The organism is Oceanobacillus sojae (assembly GCF_900162665.1).
GTDB lineage: Bacteria > Bacillota > Bacilli > Bacillales > Amphibacillaceae > Oceanobacillus > Oceanobacillus sojae_A.
The window spans coordinates 93,146-117,531 of record NZ_LT727812.1 but is presented as its reverse complement, the minus strand read 5'-3'; the positions used below and the strand labels follow the sequence as shown (position 1 = coordinate 117,531).

The following is a 24,386-nucleotide window of genomic DNA, read 5'->3' as shown; positions in this document are numbered from 1 at the left end:
CTTTATCGCGATAAAAATAATAAAAATACTGCAAACCAGCTGATAAGAATAATAGCTCCTATAGTGATTACTGAAAAAAGTGTACCTTTTAAATTAGGATCAGATTTTTTCACGTGTTTCACCCCTTCTGTAACTTCTTGCCTATATGACTATCATATCGAAAAGAAGGCCTGTATACAGTGTCATTACGGACTTTTCACATTTCGTTCAAATATTCACAAGTGAACTGATTTAATCATTTTACAAACTTTTTGGTTTGAAAAGTTTATGACATTTTTATGAACAAAATGGTAAAATCATTGACAAAATAGTATCTTTTAAAACTGGAATTGCACTTTGATAAAGCAGGGGGACGAGCGTATGCATGAGGAACAAGAACAAAAGCCCAGAGCGCTCACGTGCTAGCTCCATAGTTTTTGGCGCTCGGAGCTGGACGCGGCTGTTTTTCTCTAAATAGTTATCCACAAGGCAATAATTCTATAATTTCTTAGACAGCAAAAAAAACAGAACCCCATTCAGGGTTCTGCTTTTAATCTATGATGATTTATCTTTTTACAACATTTGCAGCTTGTGGACCGCGTTCACCTTCAACGACGTCAAAGGAAACTTCCTGTCCTTCTTCTAAAGTTTTAAAACCTTCTTCTTGAATAGCAGAATAATGTACGAAAATATCATTCCCTTCCTCTAATTGAATAAACCCGTAACCTTTTTCTGCATTAAACCATTTTACTACTCCGTTTTCCATGTTAAATTTCCTCCTAAATACTTCCACGTAAAACGCGTTTGATTACAAAGCAGAAGAACGAAATATGAAAAAAGGCAGCTTCCGATAGAAGAACGGGATCATAATCATCCACTTCTGTCTATCGAAGCTACCTTTACATTCTAATGATTCCGTACCATCTTCTTTGCTTGTACCCATATTAGCTTAATTTTTTTGCACAGTCAAGAAATCCCGGCTGTTTTTATAAAATAATCAAAAGGTTTTGAATTTATATCTGTTTCTTCTTCCTTAAAATTGTTTATTTTAAAGCTGAGAAATATACAGGGATCGATTTTCTGTTATAATAATGATTTAAAGGTTAAATTATATCAGCAAAAGAAGTTCCTACATATAGGAGTCAAAATATAGAGGAGGATTATGAATGCAGGGAGAACAAGGTTATTTAGAGCTGTGCCGTAAGATATTAGATGAAGGGCTAAATCGTGATGACCGGACAAATACGGGTACATATTCGATTTTCGGCCATCAGATTCGATTTGATTTACAAAAAGGGTTTCCGTTATTAACTACGAAAAAGGTTCCGTTCCGCTTAATCGCTACAGAGTTGCTATGGTTTATTAAAGGGGATACAAACATCCGCTATTTACTTGAGCATAATAATAATATCTGGAATGAATGGGCCTTTGAAAAGTGGATTAAAAGCCCGGAATATACAGGACCGGATATGACAGACTTTGGTATACGCAGTCAGAAGGATGCAGCGTTTAAAGAAGAATATGAGCAGCAGATGGAGCTGTTTAAAGAGAAAATATTAAATGATGATGCATTTGCCAAAAAATACGGGGATTTAGGATCCGTTTATGGAAAGCAGTGGAGAAAGTGGGAAACTTCAAAAGGCGATTCGATTGATCAATTAAAAGAAACCATTGAAGCTATTAAAAATAATCCTAATTCCAGACGCCATATTGTATCTGCATGGAACCCGGAGGATATTCCATCTATGGCTTTGCCGCCATGTCACACACTATTTCAGTTTTATGTAGCGGACGGGAAATTATCCTGTCAGCTGTATCAGCGCAGTGCTGACGTATTTATCGGTGTACCTTTTAATATTGCAAGCTATGCACTGTTAACACATTTAATTGCTCATGAATGTGATTTAGAAGTAGGCGAGTTTGTTCATACCTTTGGAGATGCGCATATCTATTCCAATCATGTAAATCAAGTAAATCTGCAATTAGAAAGAGATATCAGGGAATTGCCGGTATTAAAAATAAACGCAGACGGGAAATCAGTTTTTGATATCGATATTTCTGATTTGAAAATCGAAAATTACAATTCACACCCTGCGATTAAAGCACCAATCGCTGTTTAAACGCTGTAAGAGAAAACTTGGAATGGAGGCTAAAACATGATTTCATTACTATTTGCCGCAAGCAGAAATAATGTTATCGGTTATCAAAATAAGATGCCCTGGCATTTGCCGCAGGATTTGAAATTTTTTAAAGAAAAGACAACAGGGAACACGATTATTATGGGAAGAAAAACATTAGAATCGATGAATGGACCGTTACCAAACCGGCGTAATGTCGTACTGACCAGAAATAAAGATCTGGAAATAAAAAATGTAGAAATCATTCATGATTTATCTGTAGTGGAGCATTGGAATCAGGAACACCCCGAAACCGAATATTTTATCATTGGCGGCGGGGCAGTTTATGAACAAGCAGTGCCTATTGCTGACCGGATGTATATTACAAGAATTGATGAGGATTTTCCCGGTGATACATTTGCTCCGGCGTTTGATGAAGCTGAGTGGGAGCTTACAAAAAAGGAGAAGGGAATAAAGAACTATAAAAATCCTTACGACTATTATTTTCTGCAATATGACCGTAAAAATTAACTTGTCTAATGTTTTCTAAACATGCTATGATATGGGAAGAAAGATAATGTTCTATACGTAAAGAAGGTGTCGATAGATGTTCGCAAATATTGGTGTTCCAGGACTTGTACTAATTGTGATATTAGCTCTAATTATCTTTGGTCCAAATAAGCTGCCGCAAATAGGGAAAGCAGCCGGACAATCGCTGAAGGAATTCAAAAAATCTACACGGGCTTTAACGCAGGATGTTAAGGACGAATCAGATGAGGTTAAGTCGATTATCAAAGAAGAAAAGATGAGTTAAATTCAGGTACGGAGTTGATGGAAAATGAGTATATTTTCAAATATCGGATTTCCCGGTGTAATTTTAATAGTCATTGCCGCCTTGATTGTCTTCGGTCCAAATAAGCTTCCCGAAATTGGAAAAGCACTCGGAACAACGCTAAGAGAATTTAAAAATGCAAGTCAGGACATCATGAATGACAAACCTAAAAAGAAACAGTAATTAATTGCAGAGGTGTAGGGAGTATTCCTTGCATCTCTTTTGTGTCATCAGCTTAAGGGGTGGGTTGAACTATGCCAGAATCAGAAGAACATATAAACGGAGAAAAAGAAATGAATTTTGGGGGACATTTAACAGAACTCCGGAATCGTTTAATTGTTACAGCGATTGTTTTTGTACTATTTTTTATTGTCGGCTTTCTAAACGTGAAAAGCATCTATACTTTTTTTGTAAACGATATTGATATGCAGCTGACCGTCATAAGTCCCGCTGAAATTATCTGGATTTACTTTTCAATGGCCGGATTAATTGCTTTTGCTGCAACGATACCAGTTATCGCTTACCAGCTCTGGGCATTCGTCAGCCCGGCTTTAACTTCAAAAGAAAAACGTGTTTCATTAGCTTATATACCAGCTTCACTGATATTATTTGTATTAGGGCTTATCTTTGGATACGTTGTATTCATTAAGTTGATTTTTCCTTTTCTACTATCATTGAATGATGGTATGTTCAATGTCATGTTTACTGTAGAGCGTTATTTTGGATTTTTGTTAAAGATAACAACACCATTTGCCTTTTTGTTTGAGCTTCCAATCGTTACGATGTTTTTGACAAGCCTCGGTATTCTGACACCGGCATTTATGGTTAAAAACCGGAAGTACGCGTATTTTGTTTTAATCGTTATAGGGGTTCTTATTACACCGCCTGATTTTGTTCTGCAAACGGTTGTAGCAGTTCCACTGATTATTATTTATGAGATCAGTATTCAGTTATGCAAAGTTGTTTACAGAAAGAAACAGGCACAGCATGAAGCCTTTATGAATGAGTAGGGGAGGGGAACAATGCATCAATCTTTTTATCAATTCTTATTAACACATCGCGGGAAGTTAAATCAGGATGATTATTCTAAGTTAGCTGATTGGGCTTTTTACGATCATCATTTCCCGCAATATGCAACCAGTTATGATGAAATCAGCGATTATCTGGAATGGAATAGTCCTTTTCCGGGAGCACTAAAAGCCTTTGACGAGCTTTGGACAGAATACGAATGGAAATATAGCAGCTGAAACAGGCTGCTTTTTTCATGGTTAAATAATAGGCTGTTATCTATTTTATTTATAAATATATTGGGATAATAAATTAATCAAACGTTTGATTAATTTATATCTGACAAATATAGAAACTTTTCGACAACCTTTATAAATATCATTGTTTATTTGTTGATTCCTGCGGTTTCCCGGGAAATGATTGTGTGCATACGGGGAAATGTCTACACAGTTGAATTGCTTTAGCATACTCTATAAGAGGACAGAAAGTGAAATAATATAGATGAATAAGGGGTAGATAGTGATGGTTTTCCCATCTAGAAATCAAATGCCTCGTTCGCCGCGCCCCCCTTTTCGTAACAATCATAATAATTTGAGGGGGATTCCAAGAGAAATAAGAAACTCTAGCGGAGCAGCAGGTGCAAAAGGCGGATCAAGAGGTTTATCAAGTTTATTGTCTGGAGGTACCAGTCAAGGGTTAGCACAATCAGGCGGAATTTCAACCCTTTCAAAAACACTTGGAGGAGTGCAGCAGGTTCTGGGTGTTGTACAGTCAACAGCTCCATTAATTCAGGAGTACGGTCCAATGATTAAGAATATCCCTTCGATGTATCGGATGGTAAAAGCTTTTAAAACATTCAATCAGGAGGATAATGAAGCTGCTCCAGAGAATACAGCTCCAGTTGAAAGCTCAAATTCAAATGAAGGTTCAAATTCAAATGCTAAAATAAATCACCAGCATGCGGAGCCGAAAGAAGAAGTATCTGAGGAAATACAGGCAAAAGGTGTTTCCACGCCAAGATTATATGTATAAAATCAAGAAGAGGGCTGTCTCTATTATTAATTATAAAAGCCTTCTGCTTGATTTTTTTTTATAAAAAAGGAAAAATAGGGAGAGAATAAATAATAGAAATAGTGATGGGAGGATATAAGTATGTCACAACAGAAAGAACTCGCCACTTTCGCAGGAGGATGTTTTTGGTGCATGGTAGAACCATTTGACGAACGTCCAGGTGTTATCAGCATCCGTTCCGGCTATACTGGCGGTCATGTTGAAAATCCAACATATAGACAGGTTTGTTCAGACACAACAGGCCATGTAGAGGCTGTTCAGATAGAATTTGATCCAAATATTATGCCGTATAAAGAGCTGGTTGAAACCTTTTGGCAGCAAATTGACCCGACAGATGCGGGCGGACAATTTAATGACCGTGGTGAATCCTATCAGACAGCTATCTTCTATCATGATGAAGAGCAAAAAGAAATAGCTGAGCATTCAAAGGAATTGCTGCAGCAAAGCGGAAAATTTAAAAAGGATATTGTGACACCGATTCTTCCGGCAAAACCTTTTTACCCGGCAGAAGAAGAGCATCAGGACTATTATAAAAAACGTTCTTTTCATTACAAAATGTATAAAAAAGGCTCTGGCCGGGAAGCGTTTATTAAGGATAATTGGCAAAACAAACCTTCTGAAAAAGAATTAAAGGAAAAGCTGACTCCGCTGCAATATCATGTTACGCAAGAAAATGGTACGGAACGTCCATTTGAAAATGAGTATTGGAATAATAAAGAAGAAGGCATTTATGTTGATATCATTTCCGGTAAAGTCCTTTTTTCATCAAAGGATCAATATGATGCCGGCTGCGGATGGCCAAGCTTTACCAAACCGGTTGACCCGCAACAAGTCACAGATGTGACAGACACATCGCACGGAATGATTCGGACAGAGGTCCGCAGTAAACAATCAGATTCCCATCTGGGGCATGTTTTTGAAGACGGACCAAAAGAAGCAGGCGGATTACGGTATTGTATGAATTCAGCAGCGATGCGTTTTATTCCAAAGGACAAGATGGAAGAAGAAGGATATGCTGACTACTTCTATTTATTTAAGTAGTTAATAATATTATTATGTAAACAAGAAGAGGAGAACAAGAGAATGATTCATAAGAATTGGGAAAACAGAGAGACAGAAAAACAAATTAAATGTGTACATGCTGATGCTAAGAAATTTATTGTTGACCGTAAGCTGACTCCGGGGAAGGTTTATGATGTAAAAAACGAAACAGGGGAGTTTTATTTCATCATTGATAACAGTGACCGCATCGGCGGCTTCAGAAAAGATTATTTTGAAGAATGCTAATCAGATAAACAGACAGGAGATAAGGGTTACTTTAAAAAGTATGCCTTATCTCCTTCTTACATATTTCTCTTATTCGATAAACCAAAGCTGCGTTAAGGGTGTATGAAAACAAAATCAAGTTTTCATTTATTTTAAAATGCGTTATAATTACTTAATACATGAAAAACATTGATAAAGAGGAGGAGAATCTCGTTGGCTTTTATTATTACTTCACCATGTAAAACAGAAAAAGCAGGGGAATGCGTAGAAGTATGCCCTGTTGATTGTATAGAAGAGGGCGAAGATATGTTCTATATCGACCCTGATATTTGCATCGATTGCGGTGCATGTGAGGCAGTTTGTCCAGTAGAAGCAATCTATATGGAAGACGAAGTGCCAGATGAGGAAAATGAATATATTTCATTGAATCGGCTGTTTTTTGAAAACCGTTAATTATATTATACAAAGGCTGCTTACTGAATATAGAAGCAGTCTTTTTCTATGCGCGCCTTTTAATTGCTTTCAATTCTTTTGAGTAACTGTAACTGAAAAGGAGATACTAAAGGAAACAAGCAAATGTGAGGTGCAATAAATATGAGTTCAAAATCAATTTGGCAGGCAGATACCGCACTTAAAGAATTCCCTAAGCTTCAGGAAACGAAGCAAACCGAAGTCTGCATTGTTGGAGCCGGGTTAACAGGAATTACTGCTGCCTATCTACTTTCAAAAAAGGGTATGAAGGTTATATTATTAGAAGCTGATCAAGTGCTTAGCGGTGTCACTGGACATACCACAGCAAAAGTAACTGCCCAGCACGGTATGATTTATGCAGAACTGATTGAAACAATGGGGAAGGAAAAAGCAAGACAATATTACCAGGCCACCCTGGAAACGATGCATTTTATAAAAAATGAAATCACAGAGAACCGGATCGATTGTAACTATGAAGAACAGGATGCTTTTCTATATACAAATGACGAGGCTTATTTATCACAATTAGAAAAAGAAGCAGAAGCATATAAAGATCTGGATATTCCAGGAGAGCTTGTCTCAGAGATGCCTCTGCAGATTCCATCTAAGCAAGCATTAAAAATGACGGGACAGGCTCAATTTCACCCTTTAAAATATCTACAGTTTATGCTGGAGGAAGCTGTAAAAAATGGAACGGAGGTTTATGAGCAAACTGTCGCTATGGAGCTGGAGTACAATAGAAAAAGCACTGTAATTACGAAGGATGAACATCGTGTTACATGTGATTACCTGATAGCGGCTACACAATTTCCTTATATTGATCATCAGGGTCTCTATTTTGCCAAAATGTACGCGGAGCAATCTTATATTGTATCAGGCAAATGGACAGGAGACTACCCGGGCGGGATGTATATTAACGTAGAAAATCCAACCCGTTCCATCCGGACAGCCAAGTTAAATAATAAAGACACCTATCTCCTTGTCGGTGGTGAGAATCATCGTTCAGGAGTAAGCATGGACGAAAAATTATGTTATGAGAATTTAAAGGCTTTTGCTAAAGAGCAGTTTGAGATTAACGATATTTCTTATCAATGGTCTGCCCAGGACTTTACCACACTGGATAAAATGCCGTATATCGGTCCAATAACGAAGGGAGATCCATCTATATTCGTTGCGACCGGCTATAGAAAATGGGGAATGACAAACGGGACATTAGCTGCGAATATTATTGCGGATACCATCCTTGGAAATGATGAAAATCCTTATAAAGAATTATTTTCTCCGGCACGCTTCTCCTCTAAGCCGATGTTAAAGAACTTATTCAGCTTTAACATGGAGGTTGCGACAGAACTGATAAAAGGCAAGCTTGATTTCCCTGCCTCTAAGGATATAGATGAATTAAATCCAGGTGAGGCAGCAATTACAACTGTTAAAGGCGGACGGGTTGGTGTCTATAAAGATAAGGGAGATCAATTGCATGTTCTTGATACAACATGTACCCATCTTGGCTGTGAAGTCAATTGGAACAGTGCAGACAGGACATGGGACTGCCCTTGCCATGGGTCCCGTTACCATTATGATGGAGAGGTCATGGCAGGACCTGCGAAAGAGCCTTTAAGAAAAGTAACCCTAGACGATTGATAAATAAAAGGAGCACTTTACAGCAGTGTTCCTTTTATTTATTTTTATCTGCAGCAATAATTGACTTAACTTTTTATTACATTTAGTGTACTATGTATAAATCAAAATAAATTATAAAAATTATCGATTTAGAAAAAGAAGGTGTTTTATATTGGAGACAGAAATAGCAAATATTATTACAACAATTGCTTCCATTACAATTTTTATTAATTTATTACTGGCACTGGGTGTTTTATTTTTTGAAAAACGTGATCCCGGTTATACTTGGGCATGGCTGCTGGTTTTATTTTTCATACCTATTGTCGGATTTTTAATTTATATCTTTTTAGGACGCAGTTTAAAACAGAATAATTTCTATGGATTAACAAAGGAAGAACAAAAACTGCTCAAAGAAGAAGTTGATACACAATTAAAGATAATTGATGAGGAAAAAAGAACAGATGTACCCTGGTTAACACAATACGAGGAGCTCATCACAATGAATTTACGTTCCTCCCGCGCCAGAGTATCCGAGGATAATGAAATGGTCATATTTAATGACGGCCATAAGAAATTTGACGCACTATTTGAAGATATTGCGGCTGCTGAACAAGAGATTAATATTCAGTATTACATTATTCAGCCTGATAATCTTGGGAGAAGACTCCGGGATGCACTCATAACAAAAGCAAAAGAAGGCGTAAAAGTTCGTGTATTATACGATGAAGTCGGTTCAAAAAAACTGCCCGCCAGCTTCTTTAATGACTTAAAAGAGGCAGGCGGGCAGGTACGGGTTTTCTTCCCATCTTTTTTAAAGCTGATTAATTTCCGGATCAATAACCGGAACCACAGGAAGCTGGTCATTATTGACGGTGCGCTTGCTTATGTCGGCGGCTTCAATGTTGGTGACGAATATCTCGGGTTGGATAAAAAATTCGGCTATTGGCGCGATACACATTTTAAAATATACGGAAATGCAGTCAATGATATTCAAGTCAGATTTATTATGGACTGGCATCAGGCTGGAAAAGACAAACGACATGATGATTATAAAGAGTTTTGCTTCCATATGGAAAAACATCATGGAACAAGTCCTGTACAGGTTGTCTCCAGCGGCCCGAACTCCGAAACAGAGCATCTAAAAAATATGTATATTAAAATGATATTATCCGCAAAAGAAAGTGTCTGTATCCAAACACCATATTTCATACCAGATACCAGCTTTATGGATGCTTGTAAAATGGCGCTTTTATCTGGGGTGGATATCCGGATTATGATACCCTGCAAGCCGGATCATCCATTTGTTTATTGGGCAACCTGGGCATACGCAGGAGATCTACTAGACTACGGTGCAAAAATATTACTCTATGATAACGGCTTCCTGCATGCCAAAACAATTGTAGTGGATAAGAAAATTGCATGTGTTGGAACCATGAACATTGATTCCCGAAGCTTCCGATTAAATTTTGAAGTAAGTGCAGCTACGTACGATGAAGAAGTTTCTGAAGAACTATATCGTATATTTGAAGAGGATTGTAAGCTGTGCTCTGAATTAACACCAGAGCGTTATAGCAAACGCTCCTTATGGATTAAATTCAAAGAGGGTATTTCCCGGTTACTATCACCAATTTTATAAGAATAGACCTGGCATAGCATGGAATAAGCTGTGCCAGGTCTATTCTTTTTAATATTTAACATCAAAAGAGGTATAGTCAGGATCTCCGGAAAGCTTATTGACATCCATCTCACTTACTTTTGCAAAGCTTGTCGGCCCTTTTTTTATTTCTTCAAGAAAACGGTCAATATTGTTATCTTCTCCATATGCCTCTAAGGCAACAGCGCCATCGTCTTCATTTTTTACCCAGCCGGTAATGTTATGATTCATCGCAGCATGCTGTGTAAAGTAGCGGAAGCCGACACCTTGTACACGCCCCTGTACTCTGGCAGATACATATTTCATAGATAATCACCTCTTAGTAGATATGATAGCATAATTTATTTATCAAATTACAGTAAAGTGATGTAATATACCTGATGAATATTCTGAAAATTATATTACGATAAACGAAGGAGGCTTTATTAAATGAGATTAATGGCAGGGAGTATTAAAATAGGGGAGATAGATGATTTTTCACCTATGTTGAACGAAGCTGCAGAATGGTTGAAGCAAACAGGTAAAGAAATGTGGTACATTAATGAACTTTTTAAAGAAGCATTATTAGAAAATAATGCACCAAATGAGAGGTTTATCGGGCTTTCAGAAAGCGAAATAGCGGGAACAATGTTTATGTAAGAACGGGATCATGTAAGTTGCTGCAGATATGATAAATCGGGCCAAATAGCAAGACGGATTACAAATAAAGAAATATATCTGACATAACAAATTTATGCCAGTTTTACGGGAATCAGAGGTTTAAACGAATCTGAAAACGTTGATTTAACAGTAAATGACTTACAGATTCCAATAAAGTAAAAAATTATGTTTTGTCTCACTATCCAGAGTATACTTTGATATGAGACAAAATATTTTATAGCTTCTCATAATAGATATTATGGAAATGGCGTTATAGGAAATAAAAAATTAAAGCTTTTCAATTCGATGTTTATTGCTTCTCTTCTTCACCGAATTAAAATCAATAAAAGGGACACTATATTCTAGTACATCATTAACGCTTAATTTATGTTCTTTCGCAAAATCCTTTACCTCAAGTAACAAACCCTTATCATATGTTGTTTTATATTGAATACGATCTTTTGGACGAGTTTTTTTATCAAACTGAATAACACCTTGTGCTAAAACAACTCGTAATCCTGATTCCAATAAATAATTTGGATATGAGTCATATTGAATGGCTAATGTATTTAATTGATCAATAATTGATTTGCTTACATTTGTTCTAAATTTTACTCTTGATGTATCTATTGTCTGAATTAGTTTTCCATCTACTAATTTCCACATGTTATTACTCCTTTATTATTTGATTATGTGTTTTTGAATGAATCCTTAAGTAATTTTCCTTGTAGGATTCGTAATAATCTATTTCATCATTGTATATAATATCTGCCAGTCTAGGAAGGTCTAATTTACCTTTTACCCAAACACGAAAAACTGGATTGCCAGCTTGCGTTATTTCTTCAGTTATTTCACTACGCAGTTTCCATGTTTGAAAAACTAATAAAAGCCCTTCAGCAAAACTGGAACTGGCTGTAGTAATATTCATCACATATCCTTTCTTTTGAACCCAGCCATCACCATCTACAACTCCTCGGATAAAAGAGGGGAGGAACGCATCAGGTACACTAGGGAATTGTACGGTTAATGATTTATTAGGTAATACTCCTAAATTAGCCAAATCATTTTTTATTTCTTTTGAATTAATAATTAAGGTTGCTGTTGTTCTTGTTTTATATTTTTTCGATAAAATATAATCTGCATCCATATATTTTGCTACTTGACGCAGTATTATTTGATTTTTTTGTGTTAAAGAAACACTGGAATGTGTTTTATTTACACACCCATCCGTTATAAACAACCCCAGAACCCACGCCATTTCATGAGACCATATTTTAAAGTAATTTTCGTTAACTTTATGTTTGCGAGGCTGGCCTGAGGATTGCTCTCTATTCATTTTAACGCCGTGTTTATACATTACATTGCGAATAGCCCGATCAGAGATACCGACTCGTGGAACCATCTCTTTAAAAGGCATACCGCTTTTATACATCTTGATAATATCTTCATCCGTAATTCCTGGGTTTCTAGGCATTGTTTTATCTCCTTTCAATGGTATTCCTTGTCTTCCATTATACAAACATTTGTTCGTGTAATCAAGTGGAAACCCAGGAGGATTTAAAACTTTAAAACGAATTATATAATACCAGGATAATCATTCATCAATTTTTGGCATATCCATCTTATCTACAGCATTTTTTAAATCGTCATTGTTAATATGCGTATAAATCATCGTCGTTTGTATCGATGAGTGTCCCAGTTGACGCCTTAACTTCGGTACATCATTAATTTCATTATGATACCTCGTTGCAAAGGAATGTCTTAATTTATGAACGGATAAGGATGGTTTTCCAAAAGCTTTTGCATATTTTTCGATTAATTTTTCAATAGCACGCGCGGTCAGCCGTCTCGGTGTTCCTTTTGGTCCCATTGCAGCAGCAATGAATAAAGCTTTATTTGCTTTCTCAACATGATAGCGCTCCGACCTGATTTTTAAATATTCGTCTAAATCATCCATCGCTTGCATGCTGAAATAAACATATTGTTCTTTGTTTCCTTTGCGAATAACACGTGCAGTGTATTTGCTGTGATCAATATCATCCAAATCCAGGTTCACAACCTCTGAAAGCCGTAATCCGGAACCTAAAATAAGCGAGACAATTGCTGTGTCACGTTCACGGTTCAGAAGGTGAAAGTTTACGAGTTTTTTGTTATCTTTATAAAGTTCGCCATAATCATAGGCAATAAATTGGCGGAAATGCTCATATTCATCACCCATTAAAATTTTTCCTTCCATTTTGTTTGCAGTGGTTTCCATGCTTTCTTTTATATCATTGAATTCAAGCTTTGCCATGACATTACGCCTTAAATACGGTTGTAAATCACGTGTTTCGGCAATATTTTGCAGGTAGTTGAAAAGCGACTTTAAAGCTGATAATTTACGGTTAATCGTAAGTTCTTTATTATGTAACTCGTATTTAAGGAAGGCCAAAAATCGCTCAGCCTCCTGAACAGTTAGTGATTCAAGTAACTCAAGCGGTAAATCTTTCAGTTCGCCAGAATAATAATTTTCAGTAACGAGCCAATTGAAAAAGATTTTATAATCATGCGCATAATTCAGCAATGAAGCTGCCGATAATTTTCTTTCTTTATAATTAATAAATTCCTCGACATACCAAGGAAGCTCTTTAAGTAAAGTTTGAAGTTTGTTATATAGTTGTTGCTTTGAATGATTTGCCATCAGATCACCTCATAGATAGATTTTATAATAATTTAATTAGAATTGCAATTTATTACGTCAAATTTATATTTTACGTAATAATGTATTTTAGTATTATTTCTATCACATAACTTTCGTTTTCTTTTGTTCAAAGAGAAAAAGTCTAAATTGCCTCCTCTCTTCGCTACTTGTTGAACGATATAAACCCGTTTTGAAAAATATTCAAAACGGGTTTATATTTCTTGAAATTTATTTATTATAAGCAACTATTATAAATCGATGCTCATAGTTTAAAATATAGCCATTAAGTGTTAATTCTTTAAAGGCATTCAACAACTGTTCAAAGTTATCCTTTACATTAAATACTGGAAATTCCCACTCAATAACTTTTGCATAGTAAATTAAAGCTTTCATATTAAAAAATTTTTGGTAAGGAAAATATTCATTAGCAAACACAATCTCAAAATGGCTGTTCTCTAGTTCGTGCTGTGTATTTCTCAAATTTAAGTTTATAAATTTAGGTTGAAAGTCCGGAATAAGCATATTTGATAAACGGTTCCCATTTTTCCCGCCAACCTGTTGAGTAATAAACACTCCATTTGGTTTTAATACTCTTTTTACTTCATTAACATTAAATGATTCATGTCTATTTATTATGATATCAAAACTATTATCATCATAATCAATGATGTCATCGTCATCAATTGAAGCTAGATTTATTCCTAAAGGAACTAATTTTCTTTTTAAAAGCTCAATATTAGGCTGCCAGCCTTCTGTTACCGATGTTTTTTCATAAGGATGATTTAGAGACAGAAGAAATTCCCCGCCTCCTGTACCCATATCGAGTAATTCTAGAGCTGGAGACAAGTACTTGTTTACGATTCCAGCATAATTCCATGGGAGAGTTTCATTTTCCCAATCGTTCTTTATATAAGAAAAATCCCAGCCTTCAAATTTCACTTCTTCATACTTTATCCATTCGTTTTTTAACGCATTTATATTCATAATAACTAATCCTCCACTTTTTAATTTGTTATGTGGACGATACAGTTAACTGATAGATAAACTTAGGTTAACCTCGATACAGACTCCATCAGATTTACTAACTGTATCGAGTAATTAATTCGTTTCATATTAATGTGTTCCCTCCTTCTGTTATACTCCGTTAAAATAATTGTAATTATAAATTTATTTGATTAGTTTAAAGATACCAAATTTTTTAGCGTATTATCAATCTTAATTGTCCGCTTCTTGAAAAAAGCGTGTCTATTCTATATTAGAGGTTGATGAGGAATTTGCAGCTTCCAGTTCTTCTATTAAATCATTTATCAGTGCTTCATCTGTAACAGTATTAACTAACTCGTCAGTTTCCCATTTTTGTATTTCAATGGATGCAGTATAACTCAATGGATTACTACATATCCTCTTCTATATCCCCTGTTTCTTTATCTACCAGATACCAGCCAACGGTATTTGTCATCTGATCTTCCCCCTCTTCTCCTGAAAAGACAAATGCTTGTATTTTATAATACTCTTCCGTCTCCTGATTATCCTGTACCATCATTTTTACTTCTTCCCGGTCAACGTCTTTATGCTCATCCACAAAATCCATTACGATACTAAGTGCATCTTCTTCCGTTATTTCCGTATTTTCTTCTTGATCCTCTGTATTGGAATTTTCTTCAGATGAGCTGTTATCGTTTGCACTATCTTCCGTTTCTACCAGCAATGGATAAGCAGAAATAATTCGCTCTGTTTCGTTAATAATTTCTAGCTCCTCTGCCTGAAAATCAAGTGCAGCTAATTGAAGAACCTGTTCAAAATCCTCCATTTCCTGCTGTGATGCTTCTGTATCATCATTGATATGGTATTTAACAATTGCTTGATTTCCATCGATCGTTGCTTCCTCAATTTCCACACCTTCATAGATTCCGGAATGATAGGAGCCATCATCGTTCTCTGTAGTCGTCATGGCCTCAATTGTCTGACCAAAATCAAATAATTCATCATCTTCCGAATAAATTTGTTCTCCTGCTTCAGAACCGCTGATATAAGTGTACTCTCCCCGTTCCGATTCCTCAGAAGGTATCACATAATACCCGCGATTCGACTCTTGTTCTATTTCGACAGGCTCTTCCCAATTACCCTCAGCAGAGTCTGTTTCATTCGAATTATTGCAGGCTGCGAGCAGTAAGCTGATTAAGAACAGTCCTAAAATGACACCTATTTTCTTCAAAATAAACCCTCCAAAATAATTATCTTATTTCAGAACTATTCCCCAGTTGGGAAAAATAAAACAAAAGGTGAAATAATGTGAATCAGACCTAAAGTAATCACTCCAATAACCATAAGAAGCCATTTCCTATTTATCCTTTGAATGTTTTATTAGTATTTTTTCACCTAGAACAGCTTGGTGGTTATCAATAGGATGGCATTTTAAAGACGCTGAACCCTCTAGTACTGCTTTAAAAATGAATCGAGTTGGCGGTGTGTTCATGATTGTTGTTGCCATTGTAATGATTTATTTGGTGGCTGCCCGAACGTTATAATTTCCTATTTAAATATCTTTTCTATTATATTTTTCAATTTTCTTTATGAAGATTCAGACTGTTTATAAGCACCGGGAGATTGACCAATTACCGATTTAAAGTCTTTGATAAGATGGGCCTGGTCAAAATAGCCGAGCTGTACAGCAAGTTCCGCCCATTGAGGCGTATCATCCTGCTCCAGCTTTTCCGCAACCTCTTGAAGCCGAAATCGCTTGATAACCCATTTTGGAGAAACTCCAATATATTTGCGGAAAAGTCGTTGCAGCTGCCGAATTGGCAAGTTGTTTTGTTCACTAATTTGTTCTACTTTAATAATATTCCTGTCATTTATTATCTTCATGACGATAGCTGCAGCCAGCTCTGCTTGTTCATTGTATTCCGGCAGCCGCTCCAATAGAAAAATTTCCGCCTGCTTTGCCATAGATGCGTCATCTTCGGCATCCAGTACTGTATCCGCATAAGCATCGACATCCTGACCAAACAGCTTCGAAGCAGGAATGGTTGCTCCGGTTAGCAGCGAAACATCCTGTTGCCAAAAAGGATAAAATCCGCCTGCCTTAAATTTCACACCAAGTACCCTCCCTGCTCCCTGCAGTTTCCGGATGAACGGTGTTGTTGGAACGCCATACAACAGAGCCCTGCGTCCTTTTTCATCCTCTTCGAAGGCAAAATGAATATTAGGATAGGATAAAACTGTCTGGGTATAGGGATTATCTTCTTGTAAATCATAACGGACAACCCAATAATGCTCGACGAAAGGTTTCAGCCTGGTATCGGGTTCAAAACGAGATAGAGTAAATTTATCTTTTCCTGCTGCCGCGTGCAAAATCCCGCGAGTGGAAGAACTTTTTATATCTTTCACACATAGCAGCCTCCTTTATATTCGATTGTGTCGCTTTTTTACAATACGGTGGATTAAGGGAGAATCTATAATAAAAGGTATCAAATAAGTACTGCTTTAGCAAGACGGGATGAAATGCAGCCGCAAGCTTGCTTGAGCAACTACTTTGTAAATTGGAGGAATTGAAAAATGAACAATCAAAGCAATCATGCTGGGGTTACAGGAAAATTCGTCAAAAATGGTACTCCTAACGAGTACACGACAATTACACCATTTATTGTTGTGAGTAATCCTGCTGAAGCAATTTCCTTTTATGAAACTGTATTTAATGCAAAGACAGAAAGTGTGACAGAATTTGATTATGAAGGAAATAAAGTGATCGTGCATGCCGAAATTAATTTTGGTAATGGCTTTCTTCAGCTCGGAGCAGCTAACCAGGAGTATAAACTCGTATTACCTCCAGAAAACGGTGCTGCTTGTTATTCTATGTCCATCTATGTACAAGATACAGACAAAACACTTGCTTTGGCTATAGCCAACGGAGCAACCGTCAGAGAACCAGTTACGAACTTCGTGTCTGGAGACCGTTATTGCAGTATTTTGGATCCAAACGGAATCCGATGGTCCATTATGTCCCGCATTGAAGATATTTCAAAGGAAGAAAGTTATCGAAGAGTAGCCGAATGGAGTACTGGTCAGTAATTTGAAGAACGGAGAAGGTGGGATTCGAACCCACGCGACAGTTGCCTATCCTAACGCATTTCGAGTGCGTCCCCTTCAGCCGGACTTGGGTACTTCTCCATAGAATGGTGCTGGCGAGAGGGGTCGAACCTCTGACCTCATCATTACGAGTGATGCGCACTGCCAACTGTGCTACGCCAGCATAAAAATCTGGAACACATTAAATAATAATACTTTTTTTCGGGGATTTCAATAAAAATACTATTAAGCAAATTTACAATGTAATATGCGATTAATTCCAAAATCTTTAAATTAATGTGGCTTAAAAGGAACCAAACTTGTATCACCACCTCACAAACTTGTATATTACTGCAAAAATAGAAGAATCCATTTTAATAAAATTAATTAAAATGGATTCGTACTTTAAGAAATACTATAATTTTTAGGTTTTCATCAATAAAATTATTTTTCAATATTTTCTGGATCTATATCCGTACAAAAACGCAATAAAGACAATTAATAATGTGACAGCTGCAAATGTCCAGGCACCTCTAATTCCACTCATTAACCCAGTTATATCTGTTTCTGAATAACCCGAAATAAATGCGGACGCAACCGCTGCGTAGATTGCAATACCAAGATTTTGCACCATACGTTGAATTGCTCCGGAAACACCCTGGATTTCCTCACTTGCTGCATTCATAATTGCAGAAGTATTTGCCGGCATAAAATTACCGGCTCCTGCCCCAAATACAAATAAAAGCATAATAAGGTAAAATAATGGCCATGAAGACTGCATCATTGTTAAAACAGTATAAGAGCTCGTCATTAAAACTAATCCGTATATCATCAGACGGCCGGTCCCTTTTTTATTTATCAAACCTCCAGAAATATTGGAAAATACCATCAGTCCTAAAGGGGCAGATAAATTAATCAATCCGATCTGCCACGGCAGCAGGTGAATTACTTCCTCTAAAAAATATGGTGGAATAATAAAACCAAGTGAAGTGCTGCCGCCAAGTACAAATATCCCAGCAATGGGTAAAATAAAAGCTGATTTCTTCCATTGTTTCAAATCTAAAATCGGCTGTGCCGCTTTTCTTTCCCAGCCCAAAAATCCTAGCAGAAATACTATAAAGCACAAAAACGCTCCTATCACAGACATACTCCAAAATCCCTTTTCAGAGAAGACAGAAATGCTCCATAAAAGCGCAAAACTGGTCAAAGCAAAAAAAATATTTCCCGTCCAATTAATAGGAATAGAATTTTTCGTTTCTTGAATACGTTTTGTGATATATCTGCATCCGAGCAAACCGAAAATAATAAAAGGTATGTTTATCCAGAAAATCCATCTCCATGAACCAATAGAAAGAAGCAATCCTCCTATGGCTGGACCCAGAACCGGGCCTAAACCAATCAACATACCTAACGTTCCAAAGGCAGCCCCCTGCTCTTTTTTAGGAATGGCAGCAGAAATAATTGCCGCTGCCGTACTTTGCAGCATTGCTGCTCCAATTCCTTGTAATGCACGGGATAAAATAAGCATGATTGGAGAAATTGCCAAACCGCAAGCAATGGATGCGATAAAAAAGACAATTAAACCCGAAGTATAGACTCTTAAGCGGCCCAATTTATCCCCTATACGGCCAAAAATAATAATTGTAGAAACAAGAGCCAGCGTATACAAAGTGATAGTCCAAGTCATCATAGATATCGATGAATCGAAAGCACGAACCAGCGTTGGTAATGCTACATTAATAATTCCGGTATCCAACGTTGATAAAAACATGCCTGTACCTGCAGTGAATATAATAAGTTGATTTGTCCGCTTTTCCATTTTATCCAACACTCCATTTTTTAAGATAGGAGCATTATAGCAACAGAATATTTCGTGTGCCGTCGAAATAATAAGATGATATACTTTCAACAAATGCTTCAACAGGAGGTAAAACACCATGTCTGTATATGATAATATTTCTTCCACCGCAAAATTGATTGGAAATCCTGTCCGTATGACGATGCTGATAGCTTTACTTGATGGCCGTGCTTTACCTGCAGGAGAGCTTGCCTCTATGGCAGGGATATCTCCGCAAACGGCAAGCGCGCATTTGGCAAAGCTGATGGAAGGATCGTTAATCGTCTTAAAAAAGTCGGGCAAGCATCGATATTACATGCTGACAAATTCGAAAGTGGCAGAAGCAGTCGAAGCAATTGCAATCCTTTCTCCCCCTTCTCAGGTAAGATCACTCAAAGAATCTACGGAGAAAAAAGCTTTGTATACCGGGAGGACTTGCTATGGTCATTTGGCTGGAGAAATCGGGATTAAATTAACAGAAGCGCTTATTCGTCTAGGCTATGTAAAAGATTTGAAGGATGGATGTCTGTTAACGGAGAACGGGCTGAAATGGATGAAACGCTTTGGTATCACTCCATCAAGAAAAATGGATAATATGGTCATCCCATACCATGTTGACTGGACGGCGAGGAAATTTCATATTGCGGGCCCTTTTGCACTGGCAATCACGAACCGGTTATTAGAATTAGGATGGATAAAGCATGGAAAAGTACACCGTTCTATTCAGGTAACAGACCTCGGATATGCGGAAATAACGAAAGAATTCGGCTTTGATCCGTTGTGATGATAATGTTTTTTTGTAAATCGTTCCATTACTTCCTATACTTTTTTGTCGCTCATAAAAGTAATCTCTCCATCGTAGAAATCAGTTTACAATAGAGAGATTATTTTTATATTCTATTTTTTAAATGCTCTTCAATCAAATAAGCTGTTTCTTCAATCGATTTATCTGTTACATCAATCGTATACACGCTAAATCGTTTAAAAACTTGTTGTGAGTATTCAAGTTCATTATAGATTTTTTCTAAATCGGTATAACTGGTTGAATGACTTAAACCTAAAGAATCTAAGCGATTACTTCTAATTCTGGATAAACTGTCCGGCTGGCAAACTAACCCCACCAGTTTACTTGGGTCTACATTTTCCAAAATTTGCGGTAATGGGACCTCAGGAATCAGCGGTAAATTGGAAACCTTGTATCCCTTATTAGCTAAATACATACTTAATGGTGTCTTTGAAGTTCGTGATACCCCTAATAAGACTAGATCCGAGTCTACAAATCCCTGCGGATTCTTACCATCGTCATATTTCACTGCAAATTCAATAGCTGCTATGCGGTTAAAATATTCCGTATCCAATTTATGAACAGTTCCTGGTTCTTCGATTGGTTCCGAGCCGGTTCTGGCTTGAATCATTTCAAAAAAAGGATGCATTAAATCCAGATACAATAAACCGGTTCGCTGGCTGAAATTTCGTGCAGACTCTGCCAGCTGACGATTCACTAAGGTACTTATAACAATCGCTTTATCTTTTAAAGCATCCCCCAAAATTTCCAATAACTCCTCTTCCCTATTTACTAACGGAAATCGGTAGCTTTTATTAAAATTCAAATCTGGATATTGCGCACTGACGGCTGTTAGCAGTTTTTGTGATGTTTCTCCTAATGAATCAGAAATGGAGTAGACGATGATTTCATTTTCCATAATAAATTGATATCCCCTTTATTTGTTTAATTCTGCATTTCTGGCTTGCTGCGTAATATAATTGAGCAATCGTGACTTCGTAATTTTACCAATCACTTTTTTGTGATTTTCCTCTTCAACGACTGGAAGCGAATCAACTTCAAAATCTTGTAATATCGTGGCAGCTTCCAGGATATTGATGTTTTTTTCACAGACTTTAATATGTGGTATTCGCGTCATACACACCACAACGGGCGTATTATCAATATCTGAATTTAATGATGCCCTCAATAGATCCTTCCTCGATAAAACACCTAACAGCAGTTTTTCTTCATCCACTACATATAAAGAACCCACATCATAAATAAACAAATTGGTGATCGCATCCCGAATGGATGTGTTTTGATTAATCAGCAGCGGTGGAATCATAATTTCATTGATTTTTGTATCAAAGGTCTTAAAAAAGAATAAGGTTTCTAAATCCGATCCTGCATACGTGTAGCCGATTTTTGGTGTGGCTTGTAAAATACCTGCTAATGTCAAAAAAGATAAATCAGAACGTAAAGTGGCTCTGGAAACATCTAATAGCTCAGATATTTTTTCACCACTAACTGGCTGGTAGTCTTTTACTAATTGAATGATTTGCTCTTGTCTTTCACTTAATTTCATTCCCGGACCTCCAAAAAGAAAGCTTTAAAACCATTTTTTAAATTTATTATGAGTTTATTATACATATATTTACGAATTATTCAAATGAATAATCGCATAATTCTGTATTGACAAACATATTAACAGGATATATGATGATTATTAAATGAATGTGACACATAATTAAATCACAGGAGGTATATTATGAATAAATTGATCTATACGTTTAATGAAGGGCGAAGTGAGGACAAAGATTTGTTAGGCGGGAAAGGAGCCAATCTCGCTGAAATGACTCATTTAGGCTTACCTGTCCCCCAAGGGTTTACGATTACCACGGAATGTTGTATGAACTATTTAGCGGATGCAGCATTTTTCGAAGAACAGCTAAATGCAGAAGTTTTGAAAGCGATTCAAAATTTAGAGTCAGAAACCGGTAAATCTTTTACATCCGATGAAAATATTTTATTAGTTTCTGTTAGAAGTGGCGCTGCCTTTTCCATGCCTGGTATGATGGACACCATTTTAAATCTTGGCTTAAACGACCTTAGAGTGCAGGCTTTTGCAAAATTGACCAATGTGAACTTTGCCTTTGACTGCTACCGCCGTCTCTTACAAATGTTCGGTGATGTCGTGTACGGAATTCATAAAGAACAATTCAATGTGCAGCTGCATCAAATGGAAAGCCGTTTAAATAAAAAAGCAAGTGATTTTAACGAAGCAGAGCATTTGGAGGTCATCGAGCAGTATAAGCATTTATTCCTTAAAAATAAAGTATCCTTTCCACAGGATCCAATGGAGCAATTATTCGAAGCAACGAAGGCTGTTTTCAAGTCATGGAATAATCAACGGGCGAAGGTATATCGCAATTTGCATCATATTCCTCATCATTTAGGTACGGCCGTTAATGTCCAGTCGATGGTCTTTGGTAACAGTGGTGAGGAAAGCGGAACAGGAGTGGTCTTCACTCGCAACCCTTCCATTGGTGAAAATAAATTATTTGGTGAGTTTCTACTCAATGCACAAGGAGAAGATGTGGTTGCAGGAATCCGCACACCTGAGCCGATTGAATCCTTACAAGAAATTCTGCCAGAAGCTTATAATGATTTTATCAAATATTCTAACAAGCTGGAACAGCACTATACAGATATGCAGGATATCGAATTTACAATTGAAAATGGCAAGCTGTATATTTTGCAGACCAGGAACGGAAAACGCACCGCTAAAGCTACCTTAAAAATTGCTTTGGATTTAGCATCTGAAGGTTTGATTTCAAAAAAAGAAGCGATTAAGCGTGTATCTCCAGAGGTAATCGATCAATTAATTCATCCGGTCTTTGATACAGAAAAACTGGCAACAGCAGAAGCTTTTGCAACAGGTTTACCTGCCAGCCCGGGCGCAGCAACAGGGGTAATCGTCTTTACAGCTGATAAAGCAAAAGAATACACTGCTTTAGGAAAAAAAGTGATTTTAGTCCGTCAGGAAACCTCTCCAGAAGATATTGAAGGCATGGTGGTCAGTGAAGCAATTGTTACCAGCCGCGGCGGAATGACTTCGCATGCAGCAGTGGTTGCCAGAGGAATGGGAACCTGCTGCGTCACCGGCTGTGAAGCATTATCAGTCAATGAAACAGCTAAAACCGTATTATGCGGCAGCCATACGCTAACAGAAGGCGATACGATTTCTGTGGATGGCAGTACAGGAAGCTTATATTTAGGGGAAATCCCTACCATTGTTCCTGAAAACGATCAGAGTTTGCAGCAATTACTTACCTGGGCTGATGAATGCGCTGAGTTGAAGGTTCGTGCGAACGCTGAGACATTACAAGACTTACGAACAGCGATTGATTTCGGCGCAACAGGAATCGGTTTGGCACGAACAGAGCATATGTTTTTTGGTGAAGAACGTGTGCTGGAAATGCGCCGCTTAATTCTGGCTAAAGATGAACAGGAAGTTCAGTTTGCTTTAGATAAATTATTAGGCTTTCAGCAAGAAGATTTCTACCAAATGTTAAAAACCGTTCAAGATAAACCAATGGTAATTCGTTTACTTGATCCGCCAATGCATGAATTTTTACCGCATGATACGAATGAAATCAAATCATTGGCTGAACAGCTAAACAGATATCCGGCTGCCGTTGAAAAACAAATTGAACAACTTCAAGAAACCAATCCAATGCTGGGTCATCGCGGCTGCCGTTTAGGAATCACGGAACCGCTCATTTATCAAATGCAGGTCAAGGCGATTTTCAATAGCGCCATTCAATTGGCAAAAGAAGGCCTGACTGTTTGTCCGGAAATCATGGTTCCTTTGATTTCAGAAAAAGAAGAGCTGGACTACATTAAAAACTTTTTAACCGAAACCATCGAGGCTACATTCAAAGAGCATCAGATGGAGCCATTCCCTTACGAAATCGGGACGATGATCGAATTACCACGTGCATGTATCATCGCTGATCAATTAGCAGAAAATGCCGATTTCTTCAGCTTTGGCACCAATGATTTAACTCAAATGACTTTTGGATTCTCACGGGATGATATTGGTAAATTTATTAATGTCTATAAAGAAAAACAAATTATGCAGCAAGATCCTTTCCAAGTTCTGGACCAAAGCGGTGTAGGCGAATTGATTAAGCTTGCTGTCAGCAAAGCGAGACAGACGAAAGAAAATATGATGATCGGTATTTGTGGCGAAGTTGGCGGTAATCCTGAATCGATCGCTTTCTTCCAACAGATTGGCATTGATTATGTTTCTTGTTCTCCATATCGTATCCCTGCTGCCCGTTTAGCTGTAGCGCAAGCAGTATTAGGATAGAAA

30 protein-coding genes and 2 tRNA genes are annotated in these 24,386 nt (G+C 37.2%); 17 read left to right on the top strand and 15 right to left on the bottom strand.

The window, feature by feature from the left end; all coding sequences use genetic code 11:
* Positions 1-2: 2 nt before the first annotated feature.
* Both BN1068_RS11465 and BN1068_RS11460 read right to left on the bottom strand, forming a co-directional pair.
* A complete protein-coding gene (locus BN1068_RS11465; protein WP_147207749.1) occupies positions 3-113 on the bottom strand; it encodes a cytochrome c oxidase subunit 2A in 111 nt (36 codons plus the stop codon).
* 431 nt (positions 114-544) lie between these two features.
* Entirely contained in the window at positions 545-745 is a 201-nt protein-coding gene (locus BN1068_RS11460; RefSeq protein WP_077602992.1) for a cold-shock protein, read from the bottom strand.
* A 400-nt stretch (positions 746-1,145) separates the two neighbouring features.
* Here BN1068_RS11460 and BN1068_RS11455 point away from each other — a divergent pair, with 400 nt between their 5' ends.
* The 12 genes from BN1068_RS11455 to cls all read left to right on the top strand — a co-directional run bounded on the left by BN1068_RS11455 (position 1,146) and on the right by cls (position 10,000).
* Entirely contained in the window at positions 1,146-2,099 is a 954-nt protein-coding gene (locus BN1068_RS11455; RefSeq protein ID WP_077602991.1) for a thymidylate synthase, read from the top strand.
* 36 nt (positions 2,100-2,135) lie between these two features.
* Positions 2,136-2,627 carry a dihydrofolate reductase gene (locus BN1068_RS11450; RefSeq protein ID WP_077602990.1) on the top strand — a complete coding sequence of 164 codons (492 nt, stop codon included), beginning with the start codon at positions 2,136-2,138 and terminating at the stop codon, positions 2,625-2,627.
* 76 nt (positions 2,628-2,703) lie between these two features.
* Positions 2,704-2,910 (top strand): twin-arginine translocase TatA/TatE family subunit, encoded by a 207-nt coding sequence (locus BN1068_RS11445; protein ID WP_077602989.1) that lies wholly within the window; start codon positions 2,704-2,706, stop codon positions 2,908-2,910.
* A gap of 30 nt (positions 2,911-2,940) precedes the next feature.
* Positions 2,941-3,111, top strand: coding sequence for a twin-arginine translocase TatA/TatE family subunit (locus BN1068_RS11440; RefSeq protein ID WP_077604058.1), 171 nt, complete (start codon positions 2,941-2,943; stop codon positions 3,109-3,111).
* Positions 3,112-3,182: 71 nt separating this feature from the next.
* Positions 3,183-3,938, top strand: a complete 756-nt coding sequence (gene tatC, locus BN1068_RS11435) for a twin-arginine translocase subunit TatC (protein WP_077602988.1) — start codon at positions 3,183-3,185, stop codon at positions 3,936-3,938.
* Positions 3,939-3,950: 12 nt separating this feature from the next.
* Positions 3,951-4,175 (top strand): YozE family protein, encoded by a 225-nt coding sequence (locus BN1068_RS11430; protein ID WP_077602987.1) that lies wholly within the window; start codon positions 3,951-3,953, stop codon positions 4,173-4,175.
* 283 nt (positions 4,176-4,458) lie between these two features.
* Positions 4,459-4,968, top strand: coding sequence for a VrrA/YqfQ family protein (vrrA, locus tag BN1068_RS11425; protein WP_077602986.1), 510 nt, complete (start codon positions 4,459-4,461; stop codon positions 4,966-4,968).
* A 120-nt stretch (positions 4,969-5,088) separates the two neighbouring features.
* Entirely contained in the window at positions 5,089-6,048 is a 960-nt protein-coding gene (gene msrB, locus BN1068_RS11420) for a peptide-methionine (R)-S-oxide reductase MsrB (protein WP_077602985.1), read from the top strand.
* A gap of 42 nt (positions 6,049-6,090) precedes the next feature.
* Positions 6,091-6,294: a DUF6501 family protein gene (locus tag BN1068_RS11415; RefSeq protein WP_077602984.1), complete on the top strand. Its 204-nt coding sequence runs from the start codon at positions 6,091-6,093 to the stop codon at positions 6,292-6,294.
* 192 nt (positions 6,295-6,486) lie between these two features.
* Positions 6,487-6,726, top strand: coding sequence for a ferredoxin family protein (locus tag BN1068_RS11410; protein WP_040981312.1), 240 nt, complete (start codon positions 6,487-6,489; stop codon positions 6,724-6,726).
* A gap of 141 nt (positions 6,727-6,867) precedes the next feature.
* A complete protein-coding gene (locus tag BN1068_RS11405) occupies positions 6,868-8,385 on the top strand; it encodes an FAD-dependent oxidoreductase (RefSeq protein ID WP_077602983.1) in 1,518 nt (505 codons plus the stop codon).
* A 148-nt stretch (positions 8,386-8,533) separates the two neighbouring features.
* Positions 8,534-10,000 (top strand): cardiolipin synthase, encoded by a 1,467-nt coding sequence (gene cls / locus BN1068_RS11400; protein WP_397334252.1) that lies wholly within the window; start codon positions 8,534-8,536, stop codon positions 9,998-10,000.
* A 48-nt stretch (positions 10,001-10,048) separates the two neighbouring features.
* Here the strand turns inward: cls and BN1068_RS11395 are convergent, their stop codons facing one another.
* Positions 10,049-10,324: an acylphosphatase gene (locus BN1068_RS11395; RefSeq protein ID WP_077602982.1), complete on the bottom strand. Its 276-nt coding sequence runs from the start codon at positions 10,322-10,324 to the stop codon at positions 10,049-10,051.
* 123 nt (positions 10,325-10,447) lie between these two features.
* Between BN1068_RS11395 and BN1068_RS11390 the strand changes: the two genes are divergently transcribed.
* Positions 10,448-10,657: a hypothetical protein gene (locus tag BN1068_RS11390; protein WP_077602981.1), complete on the top strand. Its 210-nt coding sequence runs from the start codon at positions 10,448-10,450 to the stop codon at positions 10,655-10,657.
* Between the two features lie 288 nt (positions 10,658-10,945).
* Here BN1068_RS11390 and BN1068_RS11385 read toward each other — a convergent pair whose 3' ends face one another.
* From BN1068_RS11385 to BN1068_RS11365, 6 genes are all read right to left on the bottom strand, one after another.
* Entirely contained in the window at positions 10,946-11,323 is a 378-nt protein-coding gene (locus BN1068_RS11385; RefSeq protein ID WP_077602980.1) for an rRNA methyltransferase, read from the bottom strand.
* 4 nt (positions 11,324-11,327) lie between these two features.
* On the bottom strand, positions 11,328-12,149 hold the full coding sequence (locus BN1068_RS11380; protein WP_139344822.1) for an LAGLIDADG family homing endonuclease: 822 nt from the start codon (positions 12,147-12,149) through the stop codon (positions 11,328-11,330).
* Positions 12,150-12,251: 102 nt separating this feature from the next.
* Positions 12,252-13,337, bottom strand: a complete 1,086-nt coding sequence (gene xerS / locus BN1068_RS11375; protein WP_077602978.1) for a tyrosine recombinase XerS — start codon at positions 13,335-13,337, stop codon at positions 12,252-12,254.
* A 228-nt stretch (positions 13,338-13,565) separates the two neighbouring features.
* Positions 13,566-14,321: a methyltransferase domain-containing protein gene (locus BN1068_RS11370; RefSeq protein ID WP_077602977.1), complete on the bottom strand. Its 756-nt coding sequence runs from the start codon at positions 14,319-14,321 to the stop codon at positions 13,566-13,568.
* A gap of 261 nt (positions 14,322-14,582) precedes the next feature.
* Positions 14,583-14,723, bottom strand: coding sequence for a hypothetical protein (locus BN1068_RS23640; RefSeq protein WP_175637138.1), 141 nt, complete (start codon positions 14,721-14,723; stop codon positions 14,583-14,585).
* Between the two features lie 7 nt (positions 14,724-14,730).
* Positions 14,731-15,552: a hypothetical protein gene (locus BN1068_RS11365; protein WP_077602976.1), complete on the bottom strand. Its 822-nt coding sequence runs from the start codon at positions 15,550-15,552 to the stop codon at positions 14,731-14,733.
* Between the two features lie 121 nt (positions 15,553-15,673).
* Here BN1068_RS11365 and BN1068_RS24280 point away from each other — a divergent pair, with 121 nt between their 5' ends.
* On the top strand, positions 15,674-15,865 hold the full coding sequence (locus BN1068_RS24280) for a DUF6199 family natural product biosynthesis protein (RefSeq protein WP_368483290.1): 192 nt from the start codon (positions 15,674-15,676) through the stop codon (positions 15,863-15,865).
* Positions 15,866-15,908: 43 nt separating this feature from the next.
* Here the strand turns inward: BN1068_RS24280 and BN1068_RS11360 are convergent, their stop codons facing one another.
* A complete protein-coding gene (locus BN1068_RS11360) occupies positions 15,909-16,727 on the bottom strand; it encodes a helix-turn-helix domain-containing protein (RefSeq protein ID WP_254846762.1) in 819 nt (272 codons plus the stop codon).
* A gap of 168 nt (positions 16,728-16,895) precedes the next feature.
* On the opposite strand from BN1068_RS11360, the gene BN1068_RS11355 reads away from it, so the two are divergent.
* Positions 16,896-17,408 (top strand): VOC family protein, encoded by a 513-nt coding sequence (locus tag BN1068_RS11355; protein WP_077602975.1) that lies wholly within the window; start codon positions 16,896-16,898, stop codon positions 17,406-17,408.
* A 9-nt stretch (positions 17,409-17,417) separates the two neighbouring features.
* Here the strand turns inward: BN1068_RS11355 and BN1068_RS11350 are convergent.
* From BN1068_RS11350 to BN1068_RS11340, 3 genes are all read right to left on the bottom strand, one after another.
* Positions 17,418-17,507: transfer RNA gene (locus BN1068_RS11350), tRNA-Ser, on the bottom strand.
* 6 nt (positions 17,508-17,513) lie between these two features.
* A tRNA-Thr gene (locus BN1068_RS11345) sits at positions 17,514-17,589 on the bottom strand.
* A gap of 267 nt (positions 17,590-17,856) precedes the next feature.
* Complete coding sequence (locus BN1068_RS11340) at positions 17,857-19,224, bottom strand: MFS transporter (RefSeq protein ID WP_077602974.1); 1,368 nt, start codon at positions 19,222-19,224, stop codon at positions 17,857-17,859.
* Between the two features lie 118 nt (positions 19,225-19,342).
* Here BN1068_RS11340 and BN1068_RS11335 point away from each other — a divergent pair, with 118 nt between their 5' ends.
* Complete coding sequence (locus BN1068_RS11335) at positions 19,343-20,026, top strand: ArsR/SmtB family transcription factor (protein ID WP_077602973.1); 684 nt, start codon at positions 19,343-19,345, stop codon at positions 20,024-20,026.
* 106 nt (positions 20,027-20,132) lie between these two features.
* Here the strand turns inward: BN1068_RS11335 and BN1068_RS11330 are convergent, their stop codons facing one another.
* Both BN1068_RS11330 and BN1068_RS11325 read right to left on the bottom strand, forming a co-directional pair.
* Positions 20,133-20,945 carry a pyruvate, water dikinase regulatory protein gene (locus BN1068_RS11330; RefSeq protein ID WP_077602972.1) on the bottom strand — a complete coding sequence of 271 codons (813 nt, stop codon included), beginning with the start codon at positions 20,943-20,945 and terminating at the stop codon, positions 20,133-20,135.
* A gap of 18 nt (positions 20,946-20,963) precedes the next feature.
* Positions 20,964-21,593, bottom strand: coding sequence for a CBS domain-containing protein (locus BN1068_RS11325; protein WP_077602971.1), 630 nt, complete (start codon positions 21,591-21,593; stop codon positions 20,964-20,966).
* 183 nt (positions 21,594-21,776) lie between these two features.
* On the opposite strand from BN1068_RS11325, the gene ppdK reads away from it, so the two are divergent.
* Positions 21,777-24,383 (top strand): pyruvate, phosphate dikinase, encoded by a 2,607-nt coding sequence (gene ppdK / locus BN1068_RS11320; RefSeq protein ID WP_077602970.1) that lies wholly within the window; start codon positions 21,777-21,779, stop codon positions 24,381-24,383.
* Positions 24,384-24,386: the final 3 nt, after the last annotated feature.

Coding starts and splice junctions, on each gene's coding strand:
- xerS (WP_077602978.1), bottom strand. CDS start 13,337: ATGGCAAATCATTCAAAGCAACAACTATATAACAAACTTCAAACTTTA.
- BN1068_RS11330 (WP_077602972.1), bottom strand. CDS start 20,945: ATGGAAAATGAAATCATCGTCTACTCCATTTCTGATTCATTAGGAGAA.
- vrrA (WP_077602986.1), top strand. CDS start 4,459: ATGGTTTTCCCATCTAGAAATCAAATGCCTCGTTCGCCGCGCCCCCCT.
- BN1068_RS11450 (WP_077602990.1), top strand. CDS start 2,136: ATGATTTCATTACTATTTGCCGCAAGCAGAAATAATGTTATCGGTTAT.
- BN1068_RS11325 (WP_077602971.1), bottom strand. CDS start 21,593: ATGAAATTAAGTGAAAGACAAGAGCAAATCATTCAATTAGTAAAAGAC.
- BN1068_RS11340 (WP_077602974.1), bottom strand. CDS start 19,224: ATGGAAAAGCGGACAAATCAACTTATTATATTCACTGCAGGTACAGGC.
- BN1068_RS11395 (WP_077602982.1), bottom strand. CDS start 10,324: ATGAAATATGTATCTGCCAGAGTACAGGGGCGTGTACAAGGTGTCGGC.
- BN1068_RS11385 (WP_077602980.1), bottom strand. CDS start 11,323: ATGTGGAAATTAGTAGATGGAAAACTAATTCAGACAATAGATACATCA.
- BN1068_RS11460 (WP_077602992.1), bottom strand. CDS start 745: ATGGAAAACGGAGTAGTAAAATGGTTTAATGCAGAAAAAGGTTACGGG.
- tatC (WP_077602988.1), top strand. CDS start 3,183: ATGCCAGAATCAGAAGAACATATAAACGGAGAAAAAGAAATGAATTTT.
- msrB (WP_077602985.1), top strand. CDS start 5,089: ATGTCACAACAGAAAGAACTCGCCACTTTCGCAGGAGGATGTTTTTGG.
- BN1068_RS11370 (WP_077602977.1), bottom strand. CDS start 14,321: ATGAATATAAATGCGTTAAAAAACGAATGGATAAAGTATGAAGAAGTG.
- BN1068_RS11355 (WP_077602975.1), top strand. CDS start 16,896: ATGAACAATCAAAGCAATCATGCTGGGGTTACAGGAAAATTCGTCAAA.
- BN1068_RS11415 (WP_077602984.1), top strand. CDS start 6,091: ATGATTCATAAGAATTGGGAAAACAGAGAGACAGAAAAACAAATTAAA.
- BN1068_RS11390 (WP_077602981.1), top strand. CDS start 10,448: ATGAGATTAATGGCAGGGAGTATTAAAATAGGGGAGATAGATGATTTT.
- BN1068_RS11455 (WP_077602991.1), top strand. CDS start 1,146: ATGCAGGGAGAACAAGGTTATTTAGAGCTGTGCCGTAAGATATTAGAT.
- ppdK (WP_077602970.1), top strand. CDS start 21,777: ATGAATAAATTGATCTATACGTTTAATGAAGGGCGAAGTGAGGACAAA.
- BN1068_RS11430 (WP_077602987.1), top strand. CDS start 3,951: ATGCATCAATCTTTTTATCAATTCTTATTAACACATCGCGGGAAGTTA.
- BN1068_RS11445 (WP_077602989.1), top strand. CDS start 2,704: ATGTTCGCAAATATTGGTGTTCCAGGACTTGTACTAATTGTGATATTA.
- BN1068_RS11405 (WP_077602983.1), top strand. CDS start 6,868: ATGAGTTCAAAATCAATTTGGCAGGCAGATACCGCACTTAAAGAATTC.
- BN1068_RS11335 (WP_077602973.1), top strand. CDS start 19,343: ATGTCTGTATATGATAATATTTCTTCCACCGCAAAATTGATTGGAAAT.